General features: G+C 69.0%; 4 protein-coding genes (1 of these 4 cut by a window edge). All 4 read left to right on the top strand.

Annotated elements, in window-relative coordinates:
- Tightly spaced (each overlapping or abutting the next), the 4 genes in view from P2PM1_RS20775 to P2PM1_RS20790 form a layout consistent with a single transcriptional unit that may run on beyond the window.
- On the top strand, positions 1-1,638 hold the full coding sequence (locus P2PM1_RS20775; RefSeq protein WP_186400369.1) for a cyclic peptide export ABC transporter: 1,638 nt from the start codon (positions 1-3) through the stop codon (positions 1,636-1,638).
- Complete coding sequence (locus P2PM1_RS20780) at positions 1,635-3,290, top strand: cyclic peptide export ABC transporter (protein WP_186400370.1); 1,656 nt, start codon at positions 1,635-1,637, stop codon at positions 3,288-3,290. The genes P2PM1_RS20775 and P2PM1_RS20780 overlap by 4 nt, the downstream gene beginning before the upstream one ends.
- A complete protein-coding gene (gene fabD, locus P2PM1_RS20785) occupies positions 3,287-5,647 on the top strand; it encodes an ACP S-malonyltransferase (protein ID WP_186400371.1) in 2,361 nt (786 codons plus the stop codon). Before P2PM1_RS20780 ends, fabD begins: the two co-directional genes overlap by 4 nt.
- Positions 5,644-14,982: the 5' end (the start) of an SDR family NAD(P)-dependent oxidoreductase gene (locus tag P2PM1_RS20790; protein WP_186400372.1), read on the top strand. Its footprint extends 11,343 nt past the window's final position; only the first 9,339 of its 20,682 coding nucleotides appear in the window; the start codon lies at positions 5,644-5,646; the stop codon falls past the right edge of the window. Before fabD ends, P2PM1_RS20790 begins: the two co-directional genes overlap by 4 nt.

Consider the following 14,982-nt stretch of genomic DNA (forward strand, 5'->3'; position numbering starts at 1 on the left):
ATGAACATCTTGCGGCTGCTCAGAACCGGCCCGCCGGTGAACCGCCGGTCGATCCTGCTGATCACCAGCCTGGCCGGGCTCGGCAATGCCGGCCTGGTCGGACTGATCAACGAGGCGGCGGAAAAGGCCGTGCTCGCCGAGCCGATCGGCACCCAACTGCTGCTGATCTATCTGGCGACGCTTGCCTTCGTGCTGCTGTCGAGCCGGGCCTCGCTGCATGAGGCCAACCGTTTCGTGCAATCGCGGCTGGAAGCGACCCGCCGGCGCATCGTCAGCAAGATCCGCCGCGTCGACCTGCGGACGCTGGAACGGCTGGGCCACGGCGACGTCTTCGTCACCGTATCGCAGGAGACCGACCATCTGTCGCAGACCCTGCCGCTGCTGATCGGCGCGGGGCAGAATGCCTTCCTGCTCGCCTTCCTGCTGCTCTATGTGGCGCTGCTGTCGCCGATTTCCTTTCTGGTGGTGACGGTCTTCCTCGCCGGCGGCCTCTATCTCTTCTGGCGGCGGCAGAGCGCGCTGACCGGAGCGCTGGCCGAGGTGCATCACCGGGAAGCCGAGATGCTCGACAGCCTGTCGCATTTCACGCTGGGCTTTCAGGAAATCCGGCTCAACGCCGACAAGAACGACGCGCTGCAGGCGCATTTCGCGGACGTCACCGCGCGGCTGCGGCAGGTGGTGGTCGGGCTCGGCGACCGCTGGGTCAGCCTGCTGCAATTCGCCAATGCCTTCATTTTCCTGCTGGTCGGCGTCGTCGTGCTGGTGCTGCCGGTGTTCTTCCAGGGCTACACGGACACGATCTACAAGATCACCGCCGCGACCGTCTTCGCCCTCGGGCCGATCGCGGCGATCACCTCTGTTGCGCGCCTGATCGCCCGTGCCGAGGCGGGCCTTGCCCATGTCTACGCCCTCGAACGGCGCCTCGATGCGGGCCTGACGCCGGAGCCGCGCGGAGCGGTGCGGGCGCCCTCGCGCTATCGCTCGTTCCGGACCATCGAGATGCGCGGCGTCACCTTCAGCTACCGGGATGCGGAAGGGGCCGCCCTGTTCGCCGCCGGACCCTGGGACCTGACGCTGAAGCGCGGCGAGATCCTGTTCCTCACCGGCGGCAATGGCAGCGGCAAGTCGACGGCGCTCAAGCTCCTGTGCGGGCTCTATGCGCCGGAGGGCGGCGAGATCGCCTGCGACGGCGCGCCGGTGACGGCGGAGACCCGGCGCGACTACCGGGAGCTCTTCTCTGCCATCTTCACCGATTTCCATCTCTTCGACCGGCTCTACGGGCTGGAGACCATCAAGCCGCGCGAGGTGGAGCGGCTGATCGCCCGCATGGAACTCGGCGACAAGGTGCGCTTCGAGGACGGGCGCTTTTCCACCACGGATCTGTCGACCGGCCAGCGCAAGCGGCTGGCGATGATCGTGGCGTTGCTGGAAGACCGCGAGGTCTATCTGTTCGACGAATGGGCGGCCGACCAGGACGCGCATTTCCGGGAGGTGTTCTACACCGAACTGCTGCCCGATCTGAAAGCGCGCGGCAAGACCGTGGTGGCGGTGACCCATGACGACCGCTTCTGGTCCTGCTGCGACCGGCGGCTGGAACTCGATCTCGGCCGCCTTGCCGAACCGGCAGGGGAGGCATGAGCATGGAACTCGTCGCCTTTGTCCGCGGCGCCGGCCGCCGCAAGCTTCAGATGATGTTCGCCCTCAGCCTGCTGGCCGGCATCGCCAACGCGGTGCTGGTCGTGGTGATCACCACGGTGGCGGAGCGGGTCGCCCGGGCGGAGCACCCCGGCCTGATCGCCTGGGCGGCCTTCGGCGTCGCGTTCCTGGTCTACTACCTCGCCAACCAGTTGGCGCTGGTGCGGGCGACGACGCTGATCGAGGAGCGCCTCAACGATCTGCGGCTGCAACTGGCGGAAAAGCTGCGCCAGTCGGAACTGCTCGCCGTCGATCGCATCGGCCGCGGGCGGCTCTACGGGCTTGTCGCCAAGGAGACCAACCACCTCTCGGTGACCTTCCCGCTGGTGATGGACGCGGTTCAGCAGGTGGTGCTGCTGGCGGTGGCGCTGCTCTACCTGCTCTACCTGTCGCCGGCAGCCTTCCTGTGTTTCGCGCTGGCGGTCATGGGCGGCGTCTACGGCTACAAGGCGATCAACAACCGCTTCCGCCGGATTCTCGGCCTTGTCGAGACGCTGCAGGCGCAGATGCTCGACGCCATTGCCGACATCATCCACGGCAGCAAGGAACTGCGCCTCAACGCCCGCCGCAGCGAGGCGGTGTCCAACGCCTATCGCAAGCGGTCGAACGTGCTCGAGGTGATGCTGGTGCGCACCATCGACCACTGGGTATCGCTGATCCTGCTCGGCAGCCTCGTTACCTTCGCGCTGCTCGGCGTCGTCGCTTTCGGCTTTCCCGCCTTCGTGTCGGGGCACACGGTGATCGTGTTCCAGCTCGTGCCGGTGCTGCTGTTCTGCCTCGGCACGCTGACCAAGACCGTCGCGCAGTCGCCGATGTTCGTGCGCGCCGAATTCGGCCTGCAGTCGATCCTGGCGGTGGAGCGCGAACTCGCTGCCGCCAAGGGCATTTCGACCGATGAGGCGCGGCAACATGCCCATGCCTTCCGGTCCTTCAAGGCGATCGACTTCCGCGAGATCGGCTTCAGCTATCCGGCGGAGCAGGGCGTCGGCTATCATGTCGGGCCGCTGTCGCTCACCCTGTCGCGGGGCGAGGTCGTGTTCCTGGTCGGCGGCAATGGCAGCGGCAAGTCGACCGCGCTGAGGATGATGTGCGGCCTCTATCCGCTGGCGAGCGGGCGTATCGACGTGGACGGGCATGCGGTCGAAGGCGCCGAGCTTGGCGGCTATCGGGAGCTGTTTTCGGCGATCTTCGTCGATTTCCACCTGTTCGACCGGCTGTATGGGCTGGAGCGGGTCGATCCGGACCGGGTCAACGCGCTGATCGACGAGATGGGGCTTGCCGGCAAGGTCCGCTTCACCGACGGCCGCTTCTCGCAGCTTCACCTGTCGACGGGCCAGCGCAAGCGTCTGGCGCTGATTGCCGCTGTTCTGGAGGACCGGCCGATCTATGTCTTCGACGAGTGGTCGGCGGAACAGGATGTTCATTTTCGCGAATATTTTTACGAGACGTTTATCCCGAAACTCAAAGCGGCAGGAAAACTTGTCATCGCGGCAACACACGATGAGCGATATTGGGGCGTGGCCGACCGGGTCATCCGGATGGACCTTGGTCAGATCGAGTGGGTGAAGGACAAGGCCGAGTTGGAGGAGCAATGAAGGCCTTCATGTTTCCAGGGCAGGGCGCGCAGCGCGTCGGCATGGGCGAGGGCCTGTTTGCGGCCTTCCCGCAGCTCGTTGCCGAGGCGGACGCCGTCCTTGGATACTCGGTCGCACAGCTCTGTCTGGAGGGGCCGATGGAGCGGCTGACCCGGACCGAGTTCACCCAGCCGGCGCTCTATGTGGTCAATGCGTTGACCTATCTTCGCCATGTCCGCGAGAGCGGCGAGCGGCCGGACTATGTTCTCGGCCATAGCGTGTCCGAATATGTCGCCCTGTTCGCCGCAGGCGCTGTGGACTTCGCCAGCGGCCTGAAGATGGTGGCGCGGCGCGGCGCGCTGATGGGCGAGGCGCGCGGCGGCGGCATGGCCGCCGTCATCGGCCTCGATGCCGACGGCATCGCGGCGGTGATCGAGCGCCACGGCCTGAGCGACGTCTTTGCCGCCAATTACAACACGCCCCGGCAAATCGTGGTGTCCGGCCGGCGGGACGCGGTGGTTGCCGCCGAGCCGCTGTTCCGCGAGGCCGGCGCCAGCCATTATGTCGTGCTGCCGGTGAGCGGCGCCTTCCACACGCCCTATATGGAGGCTGCGCGCGCCGCGTTCGCCGAGCACATCGCGGGTCTGACCTTCAACGCGCCCGAAATCCCGGTCATCTCCAACGTGACGGCACGGCCGCACGAGGCGGACCGGCTGCGCGAGCGGATGGTCGAGCAGATCACCGCGCCGGTGCGCTGGGCCGAGAGCATCCGCTATCTGCTGGCCAAGGGCGTCACCTTCGCCGATGTCACCGAGCTGGGGCCGGCCGGCAGCGCCGTCGTCAAGCCGATGGTGAAGCGCACGGAACTGGAGGCCGGGCCGCTCGATGCAGGCCTGCTGGCGCGCGAGGAGGCGGAGGTCGCCGCAGCCGCGAGGATCGCCGAGCCGGAGCCGGAGACCGTCCGCAAGGCGCCGGACGAGAGCGAGCCGCCCCGGCTCAACGGCCATGCATCCTTCCGCTTTCGCCCGGAAAATCTCGGCTCGCGTGCCTTCTGCGAGGCGTTCGGGCTCGACTATCCGTACGTCGCCGGCGCGATGTATCAGGGCATTGCCTCGGTCGAACTGGTCAAGCGCATGGCCCGCGCCGGGTTGCTCGGCTTCTTCGGGGCGGGCGGCCTGCCGATGGCCGAGGTGGAGCGCGCGATCCTGCGCCTGCGCGACGAGCTTCCCGAAGGGGCGCCCTACGGCATCAACTTCATCGCCCATGTGAACCGTCCCCATCTGGAGGACGAGCTCACCGATCTGCTGATCCGGCACGGCGTCGGCATCATCGAGGCCTCGGCCTTCATGGAAGTGACGCCGGCGCTGGTGCGCTACCGCGCCGCCGGGCTCAAGGACGAGGGCGGCGGGCGGATCGCCGCGCGCAACCGCATCATCGCCAAGGTGTCGCGCCCCGATGTGGCCGCGCAGTTTCTCGCGCCCGCGCCCGAGCGCCTGCTCGGCAAGCTGCTCGCCAGCGGCGCGATCACTGCCGACGAGGCCAACCTGCTGCGCCAGGTGCCGATGGCCGATGCCATCTGCGTCGAGGCGGATTCCGGCGGCCATACCGACCAGGGCATGCCCTTCGCGCTGATCCCGGCGGTGCTCAAGGTGCGGGACGAGGCGCAGGCGCGCTTTGCGAAATTCGGCCCGATCTTCGTCGGCTCGGGCGGCGGCATCGGTACGCCGGAGGCGGCAGCGGCGGTCTTCATGCTGGGCGCCGACTTCATCGTCACCGGCTCCGTCAACCAGTGCACGGTGGAGGCCGGGACCAGCGAGGCGGTCAAGGACCTGCTGGAAGGCATCAACGTCCACGATACGGCCTATGCGCCGTCGGGCGAGATGTTCGAGCTGGGCGCCAAGGTGCAGGTGCTGAAGAAGGGCCTGTTCTTCCCCGCACGCGCCGAAAAGCTGGTCTCGCTCTACCGCCAGCACGAGAGCCTCGACGAGATCGATCCGAAGCTGCGCCAGCAGATCGAGGAGCGCTATTTCCGCCGCAGCTTCGACGAGGTGTTCCGCGATGTGGCGAAGAGCTATCCGGCAGCGGAGATCGAGCGCGCGCAGCGCTTGCCCCGCCACCGCATGGGCCTCGTCTTCCGTCGCTATTTCAAGGACACGACCACCTGGGCACTCGCAGGCGATCTCGACCACAAGGTCGATTTTCAGGTGCATTGCGGCCCGGCGCAGGGCGCCTTCAACCAGTGGGTCGAAGGCAGCGACCTCGCCCCCTGGCGCGCCCGCCATGCCGATGTCATCGCCGCCCGGCTGCTGGAGGGCGCGGCCGACGTGCTCGGCCGCCGGCTCTCGGTGATGATCGGCGGAGGAGGCGGCAGCCGATGAGCCGTGAGGGGGGAAAGGCACCGGTTGCGATCATCGGCGTCGGGCTGCGGCTTCCGGGCGCGGATCGCCTGGCGACGTTCGGCGCGCATCTGGCCGCCGGGCGCTCGCTGATCTCGCAGGTGCCGGCGAGCCGCTGGAATGCGGAAGAGTTGCTGGGCGACCCGGCGCGCGGCAACAGGACGAGCAGCATCTGGGGCGGGTTCGTCGAGGATGCCGACTGCTTCGACGCCTCGTTCTTCGGCATTTCGCCGCGCGAGGCCGCCTGGATGGACCCGCAGCAGCGCTTTGCGCTGGAGATGGCCTGGCATGCGATCGAGGATGCCGGCTACCGCGCCTCCGATCTCGCCGGCAGCCGCACCGGCGTCTATATGGGCGTCTGCCATTGGGACTATGCGGAGCTGCTGGAAAAGCACCTGCCGCATGTCGACGCCTATCTGCCGACCGGCATCGCCTTTTCCATCATCGCCAACCGGGTCTCGCATTTCTTCGATCTGCAGGGCCCCAGCATCACCAACGACACGGCCTGCGCCGCGTCGATGACCTCGATTTACGAGGCGGTGCGGGCGCTGCAGGGCGGCGAATGCGACATGGCGCTGGCTGGCGGCGTCAACCTGATCTGGTCGCCCAACCATTTCGTCGCCTTCTCCAAGGCCGGCATGCTGTCGAAGACGGGGCGCAGCAATGCCTTCGACGATGCCGCCGACGGCTATGTCCGGGGCGAAGGTGGCGCCGTGCTGCTGCTGAAGCCGCTGGAGCAGGCGCTCGCCGATGGCGACCCGATCCACGCGGTCATTCGCGGCATCGGCGTCAATCATGGCGGGCGGACGAACTCGCTCACCGTTACCAATCCGCGGGCGCAGGCGGCGCTGATCAAGGCGGTGCACCGCGAGGCGGGCGTTGCGCCGGACAGCATCTCCTATGTCGAGGCGCATGGGCCGGGCACGCCGCTGGGCGATCCGATCGAGATTTCCGGCCTGAAGGAGGCCTTTGCCGCCCTGCACGCCGAGGCGGGGACGGCCCCGCGCGCGGCGAGTTGCGGCATCGGCTCGGTCAAGACCAATATCGGCCATCTGGAAGGCGCGGCGGGCGTTGCCGGCATCGTCAAGGTGCTGATCGCGCTGGCCCGCGAGGACCTGCCCGGCAATGTCGGTTTCACCGCGCAGAACCGGCTGATCGATCTGGCCGGCACGCCCTTCCGCATCCAGAAGGAGGCAAGTCCCTGGCCGCGCGCGGAGGGCGCGCCCCGGCGCGCCTGCGTCAGTTCCTTCGGCTTCGGCGGCAGCAACGCGCATGTGCTGATCGAAGAAGCACCCAAGGTGGAGGCCGCGCCCGCAGCAGGCGACGGGCAGGTGCACCTCGTGCCGCTGTCGGCGGCAGATGATGAGCGCCTGCGGGCGCTTCTCGGCGAATTGCTGGAGGCCGTCGAAGCACCTGACGCGCCGGCGCTTGCCGACCTTGCCCATACGCTGCGGATCGGGCGGGATCCGCTCGAGGCCCGTGTCGCTTTTCTCGTCCGCGACCGGCGGGAACTGGCGCAGGCCCTCCGCGCCCGGCTGGGCGGCGTCGCCCATCCGGCGGTGGTCGACGGGAAGGCAGGACCAACCGGCGAGCCGCTGCACGATCTCGCCGCGCGCTGGGCCGCAGGGGAGACAATCGAGTGGACGACCGCCGGCCTGCCCAAGGGCAGGCGGGTGCGCGCACCGCTCTATCCTTTCGCGCGCGAGCGGCACTGGATGGACGAGTCGCTCGGCGTGAAGGACGACCGGCCGGCGCCGCATCCGATGATCCGGCGGAACATCTCCGGCTTTGCCGGCCCGGTCTTCGAAAGCAGCTTGCGCGGGCCCGAACTTTTCTGGGCCGATCACAGGGTGCGCGGTACGCAGATCCTGCCGGGGGTTGCGGCGCTGGAACTGGCGCGAGCGGCCGCCGAGCTCGCCGGGGCGGAGCTTAGCAGCACCTTCGCGCTGGAGGATGTCGTCTGGTCGCGGCCGATTGCGGCGCGCGAGACGCCGGTGACGGTCGAAACGCATCTGACGCGGCAGGCGGATCAACGCATCGGCTTCGAGATCCGCGACCTCAGTGGGCAGGGCGCGAATGTGCGCGGCACCCTCTCGCCGGTGGTGGAAGCGTCGCCGTCCGCGCCTGCGCTGGCGGAGCTTCAGGACGAGTTGCGCGAGGAGGTGCCGGTCGCCCTTTGCTACGAGCGCCTGCAGGCCAGCGGCGTCGATCATGGCCCCGCCTTTCGGGCGCTGGCGCGGGTCAGTCGGGGCGGGGGCCGCGTTCTGGCGCAGTTGAAGCTGCCGCGGCGGTTGCATCCGACGCTGGCCGCCTTGCCGCTGCATCCGGTGATGCTGGATGCAGCCATCCAGGCCTGGATCGCGCTGGACGAGGCGGGTCCGTCCGGCGCGGCCGTGCCGTTTGCCTGTCGCCGGGTGGTGGTGCACGGGGCCTGCGAACCGATGATGTGGGCGCTTGTCACTGAGCGGGGAACGGCGCGTGCGACGGCTGCCGTGCGCCATCTCGACATCCACATGCTGGACCGGGACGGCAACCTGCGTGTCGCCTTCGAGGACCTGGCCCTGCGCATCGTCGCTTCCGAAGAGGCGCCGGCGGAGGCATCCGGGGATGAGGTCGCCGACGAACTGCCGCTGGTACTGGCCGAGAGCCATTGGCGACCCGCGCCGACAGACACCGGCAACGCCGCCGGGCGGGATGTCTCCGTGCTGCTGGCTGGTTTCGCAGAGGTGAATTTCGCCAGAAACTTTGCAAGAAACCTGTCGGAGGCGAGTGGGCAGAGCGTCAGCGTGCTTGCCGCTGGTCTGGAGGGCGATCCGGCGGCTGCGGCGGCCGGGCTCTTCAACGCCCTGCATGCGCGGATCGTCGAGACGATGCGGGAGAAGCCGCGCCGCCCTCGGCATTTCCTCGTGCTGGCGCCGGAGAGCCTGCCTCACTCGGTCACCGCCCCGCTTGCGGCGCTCCTGCGCACGGCCGCGACCGAGAACCCGAAGATCTCCGGTACGCTGGTGCGGATCGAAGGCCCGGCGGACACAGGACGGCTCGCCGGGATCCTGCGGCAGGAAGTCGAGGCTGCCGACACCTTCACCGAATTGCGCCACCGCGCCGACGGCACGCGCGAGGCGCTGCGCATCGATCCGGTCGATCTTCCTGCCGGTCGCCGCCAGATGCAGCTTGATCCGCACGGCGCCTACTGGATCACCGGCGGCGCCGGCGGTCTCGGGCTTATCCTGGCCGGCTGGCTGGCAGCGCGGGGTGCACGCAACATCGTCCTCAGCGGCCGCAGCGCGCAGGAGAACAACCGCTTCGAGGCGCTGCGCGCCAGCGGCGCGACTGTCACCTACGCCGTCTGCGACATGGGCGATGCGGCGGCTGTCGAGGCCCTGGCGCAGCGGATCGCGCGCGAGATCGGCCCGCTCAAGGGCGTCGTCCATGCGGCGGGCCTGCTCTACGACGGCTATATCCTGACGCAGGCGGGACGGGATTTCGCGCCCGTCTTCGCGCCGAAGCTCGCCGGTACGCTCAATCTCGACCGGGCGACGCGGGATGCGCCGCTCGACTTCATGGTGCTATTTTCCTCCGTCGCGGCGCGGTTCGGCAACGCCGGACAGGCGGCCTATGCCGGCGCCAACGGCTTCCTCGACGGCTTCGCCGCTGAGCGCGCGGAACTGGTCGCGCGCGGCGAGCGGCGGGGGCGCACGCTCGCTGTTGCCTGGCCGCTCTGGGCCGAGGGCGGCATGAGCGTCGACATGCCGACTCTGGAGGCGATGGAACGGCGCTTCGGCACGGTGCCGCTGCCGAGCGAGGCGGGTCTTGCGGCTCTGGAGCGGCTGCTCGTCGCCGGGCAGGCGCCTTGCGCAACGGTGCTTTATGGCGATACGGCGCGGATCGGGGCGTTCCTTGCCGAGCGTGAGGGGGCGGAAAAGCAGGACGCGGCGGCCCCTTCGGAGGCACCACAGGCGACCGGCGACGACGTGGCTCTCGCCCGCCAGGGCGCGCTGTTCGTGCGCGATATCCTCGCCGATGTCCTGGAGCTCGATCCTGCGCGCATCCGCCTCAACCGCAAGCTCGAAGAATACGGCCTCGACTCGATCTCCATCGTCGAGACGACGAACCGTCTGGAGGAGCGGCTCGGCCCGCTGTCGAAGACGCTGTTCTTCGAATATGTCGACCTGGAGGGGGTGGCCGGCCATCTGGTCGAGAACCACCGGAATGCGCTGGCCGCCGCCCTTGCCGAGGACGGACTGGGCGAGGCTGTTCCACCGCAGAAGACGGCTCCCGCCGAGACGATCCCCGCGCGCGCGGACCCTGGACCGAGCATCTCGCAGCCCAATCCCGAGACCGACAGCCACGCCATCGCTATCGTCGGCCTGTCGCTGCATGTCTCCGGCGCGGCGACGCAGGACGAGTTCTGGGAGATGCTGGCGGGTGGCATCCATGGGTTCCGGCCCTATCCGCAGGAGCGCTGGAACCATGCGGCCCTGCTGCATCCCGAGCGCGACGTTCTCGGCAAGACCGTGGTGCGCACGGGCTGCTTCCTCGACGATATCGACCGGTTCGATCCGCGCTATTTCCGCATTTCCCAGACCGAAGCGGAGCTGATGTCGCCCGAGGTGCGCCTGTTCCTGCAGGCGAGCGTCGAGGCGTTCGAGAATGCCGGCTATTCGCGCGAGACGCTGCAGCGGCGCTACGCGGGCGACGTCGCCGTCATCGTCGGCTCGATGACCAACGAGTACGATCTCTACGGTTTCCAGAACATGCTGATGCGCGGCTCGCCCGCCAGCGGCAGCTATACCGGCACCGTGCCCAATATGGTGTCCTATTATTACGGCTTCACCGGCCCGTCCTATTTCCTCGACACCATGTGCTCGGCCGCCTCGACCTGTGTGCACGAGGCGGTGCACATGCTGCGTGCGGGCCGCTGCGAGATGGCACTTGCCGGCGGCGTCAGCCTGCTGCTGCACCCGCAAAAGCTCATCGCCACCTCGCAGGAGCATTTCACCACCAAATCGGCCGATGTGATCCGCGGCTATGGCCTTGGTGCCGAAGGCACGATCCTCGGAGAGGGGGTCGGCGCGCTGGTGCTGAAGCGGCTCTGCGATGCCGAGCGCGACGGCGACCATATCCACGGCGTCATCATCGGCACCGGCATCAGCAATGCCGGCGTGCGCAACGGCTTCACCGTGCCGAACCCGCACCAGCAGGCGGTGGCGATCGAGCGGGCGCTCGACGATGCCGGCATCACCGCCGACACCGTGAGCTATATCGAGGGGCACGGGTCGGGCACGGCGCTCGGCGATCCCATCGAGGTGAAGGCGCTGACGCAGGCCTTCCGCAAGCACACGGACGCGGTCGGAGCCTGCCCGATCGGCACGGTGAAGAGCAATGTCGGCCATCTGCTCGGGGCCTCGGGCCTTGCCGGCATCGCCAAGGTGGTGGCCCAGTTGGACAAGGGCATGTTGGCGCCCTCGCTGCATGCCGAGACGCTGAACCCCGACATTCCCTTCGCCACCTCGCCCTTCCGCGTCCAGCGCACGCTTGCGCCCTGGCTGCGGCCGCGCAGGCGGGACGGGCACGAACTGCCGCGCCGCGCCGGTGTGACCTCCATCGGCGCGGGCGGCATGAACTCGCATATCCTGATCGAGGAGTATCGGCCGCGCCCCAGATCGAGCGGGCAGGGTGGGCCGGAACTGCTGGTCTTCTCGGCGATGAACGAGGACCGGCTGGCGGCGCTGGTCCAACGACACCTCGCCTGGATCGAGCAGCATCCGGATGCGGATCTCTCCGACATCGCCTTCACGCTACAGGTCGGGCGCACCGAGCTGCCGTGCCGGTTGGCGCTGGCGGCGAGTGATCTGGCCGATGCGCGCCGAAGCCTTGCGGGTTTCGCGGCTGCGCCCGGCGCCAAGGGGGCCTGGCACTATGTTCGTTCGATCCTCGACGTCGACCCGCCGGAGGACGCAGAGCAACTGGCGGCGGCCCTTGCCGCGCGTGACCTCGATCAGGTGGCTCGTGCCTGGACGCATGGTGCAACCATCGATTGGTTCGCGCTCTGGCGGGGCCGCGAGCCGCGCCGCGTGCCGCTGCCGACTTATCCGTTCGAAAAGATCCGCTGCTGGTATCCCGAGCAGCCGGACGCGCCTTCGGTGGTCAACCCGCTGGGGTCGCGGCTGAAGCAGCATCCCTTCATCGGGCGCAACGTCTCGACGCTGTCCGGCCTGCGCTACGAGACCGATATCCATCTCGGCGAGTTGCTCGACTATGTGCACACTCAGGGTCGCCGGCAGACGGTCCTGCCGATGGTGGCGGTGGAGGCGGTCGCGGCCCTTGCCCGGATCGCCGGGCTGCCCGGGCCGGTGTCGGTCGAGAACTTGCAGGTGCTCGGCCTGCCCGACTGGCAGGTGGTCAAGCACCTCACCCTGACGCTGGAGCCGGCGGGAGACGCCTTCCTTGCGCGTGTCGTGGCGCAGGGCGGCGAGGAGGCTGAAACGCCTTGGCTGGAGGCGCGCATATCCTCCGCAGGCGGTCCCGCCGGACGGATCGACGTCGACGGGTTGAAAGCCGCCAGCACCGAGGTGCTGGAGCACGCGCGGATCTATGGCGACCTTGCCCGCAATGGCCTCGGCTTCGGCCCCTATCTGGAGGGGATCGCGCGCGCCTTTCGCCTTGCCGATGGCGGACTGCTTTGCGTGCTGCGCGAGGACGCGCCGCAGCAGGACTGGTTCCGCAAGACCCTGGCGCTTCCCTCCACCGCTCTCGGGGCAGCCTGGCAGGCGCTGGCGCTGCTGACGGCGGGCGGTGAACCGCTGGCGCTGGCGGGCGTCAGTCGCTCGCACCTTACGGGCGGCGACGTTGCCGCCGTGCTCTGCCAGCCGGGGAGTGATGGCGCGTACGACCTGTCGTTCCTGGATGCGTCGGGAGGCATCGTCGCGCGGTGCGCAGGTGTCGCTGTGGTTCCTGTCGCACGCTTCATCGCCGCGGCATCCGTTTCAACTCCGCAGCCGGCAAAAGCCGTCGCACAGGGCAGCGGCGAGACGGCGGACCGGGTTGCGCACGAGCTTCGCCGGATCGCCGCCGGGATCCTGAAGTTCAACCCCGACGATGTCGGGCCGCGCGAGCCGTTCCACGATCTCGGCTTCGATTCCATCTCGCTGACGCGCTATGCCGGCGAGATCGGCGCCGCTTTCGGCATCGAGCTCTCGCCGGCGATCTTCTTCGAATGCGAGCATGTCGAGGCGCTGGCCGAGCACCTGGTGCGCCGGCACGGGATCGCACTGTCGGTCGAGACCCCTCCCGCAACGCCCGTTCGCGCCGCGCCCTTGGCCGCAGCGCCAGCGCCGACCATCTCGCAATCGCTCGCCAGCCCTGCGGGGAAGGCAACGGGCGGCCGCATCGCCATTGTCGGCATGGCCGGCCGCTTCCCCGGCAGCCCGGATATCGACAGCTTCTTCGACAATCTGCTGGCCGGGCGCGACCTGACGGGTGATCTGCCGCTCGAGCGGTACGGCGAGGCCTATCGTACCCGCGTTGCGGCCGCATCGTTCCCCCGGCGCGGCGGGTTCCTCTCCGATATCGACCGCTTCGATGCGGCGGCGTTCCGCATCTCGCCGGCAGAGGCCGAGCGGATGGACCCGCAGCAGCGGCTGCTGCTGGAAACCACCTGGCATGCGGTCGAACATGCCGGCATCGAGCCGTCCGACCTGCCGAAATCGACCGGCGTCTTCGTCGGCGTCACCAGCCTCGACTATGCGGCCCTGCTGGCGGCCCATGGGGTTGCGGCGGATGGCTATGTCGCGACCGGAAACTCGCTCGCCATGGTCGCCAACCGGGTGTCGCATGCCTTCGATCTCAATGGTCCGAGCGAGGCCATCGACACGGCCTGTTCCAGCTCGCTGGTCGCCCTGCTGCGCGCCGCGCAGGCGCTGAAGGACGGGCGCTGCGACGTCGCGCTCGTCGGCGGCGTCAATCTCTGTCTGGCGGCGGAGGGCTTCGAGGGGCCGCACAATGCGGGCATGTTGTCGCCGGACGGGCGCTGCAAGAGCTTCGGCGCCGGTGCGGACGGCTATGCGCGCGGCGAGGGCGTCGCGGTGCTGATGCTCAAGCGGCTGAAGGATGCCGAGCGCGACGGCGACCGCATTCTCGGCACGACCATCGGCGGGGCGCAGAACCATGGCGGCCGCGCCGGTGCCCTGACCGCACCCAATGCGAAGGCGCAGGCGGCGCTGGTCGAGGAGGCGCTGGCAAGCATCGACCCGGCCAGCATCGGCTATATCGAGGCGCACGGGACCGGCACCCATCTCGGCGACCCGGTCGAGGTCAACGGCCTCAAGCGGGCCTTCGCCAACCTGACCGGGCACGAGAGCGTTGCGGAGCCGCATATCGGGCTCGGCACGGTCAAGTCGTCCATCGGCCATCTGGAAGCGGCGGCGGGGCTTGCCGGTGTCGTCAAGGTGCTGATGGCGATGCAACGGGGCGAAGTGCCGCCGACGCTGCACTGCGACGAGATCAATCCGCATGTGGAGCTGGCCGGCAGCCCGTTCCGTCTGGTGCGCACCCGCGAGGCCTGGCCCCGACGCCGCGACGATACCGGCACCCTGCTGCCGCGCCGGGCCGGCGTCAGCAGCTTCGGCTTCGGCGGCACCAATGCTCATGTGGTGCTTGAGGACTACGCGGCCGACGGTCAGCCGCGGCGCACACCGCTGCCGCCGCGCCGCTTCGCCGCAACGCGCTACTGGATTCCCGGCAGCACGCCCGTGAGCGAGACGCTGATCTTCGTGCCGGAATGGCGGGAGCAGGACGCCCCGGCAGGACGCTTTGCGGGTCGGCGCATCGTCGTTGCCTGCGGCGTCGATATCGAGGCGCGTCCGGGCTGTGAGCTCGTCTCGCTTCCATTGGGAAGGGGCAGTCCCGCCACGCGCTATGCCCAGGCGGCGACACATCTGCTGAGCCTGCTGCGCGATCTCGTGAGGCAGCCGGGCGAGGGCAGGGTGCTGGTGCAACTGGCTCTCTCGCCGACGCGCGACGGCGCTCTGCTCGCCGGCCTCGGCGCGATGCTCGACACCGTAACGCTGGAAGATGCCCGCATCGCCGGACAGGTCATCGAGCTTCCTGAAGGGGCCGCGCCGGATCATGCCGCCCGCTTGCTGGCCTCCGAGGCCGGAGCACCGGCGGGCGAGCGCATTCGCTATTCGAGCGGCCGGCGGTTCGTGCGCGGCTGGCGCGAGAACCTGGTGGCGGCAACGCCATTCGCCTGGCGGCCGCGCGGCGTGGCGCTGGTCACCGGCGGCATGGGGCGGCTCGGCCGGCTGGTCGCGCGCGAT

The sequence above is a fragment of the Stappia sp. P2PMeth1 genome (assembly GCF_900185735.1).
GTDB lineage: Bacteria > Pseudomonadota > Alphaproteobacteria > Rhizobiales > Stappiaceae > Stappia.

Bases quoted from the DNA above. Each gene is read 5' to 3' on its own strand.
- fabD (WP_186400371.1), top strand. From the start codon at position 3,287: ATGAAGGCCTTCATGTTTCCAGGGCAGGGCGCGCAGCGCGTCGGCATG.
- P2PM1_RS20780 (WP_186400370.1), top strand. From the start codon at position 1,635: ATGAGCATGGAACTCGTCGCCTTTGTCCGCGGCGCCGGCCGCCGCAAG.
- P2PM1_RS20775 (WP_186400369.1), top strand. From the start codon at position 1: ATGAACATCTTGCGGCTGCTCAGAACCGGCCCGCCGGTGAACCGCCGG.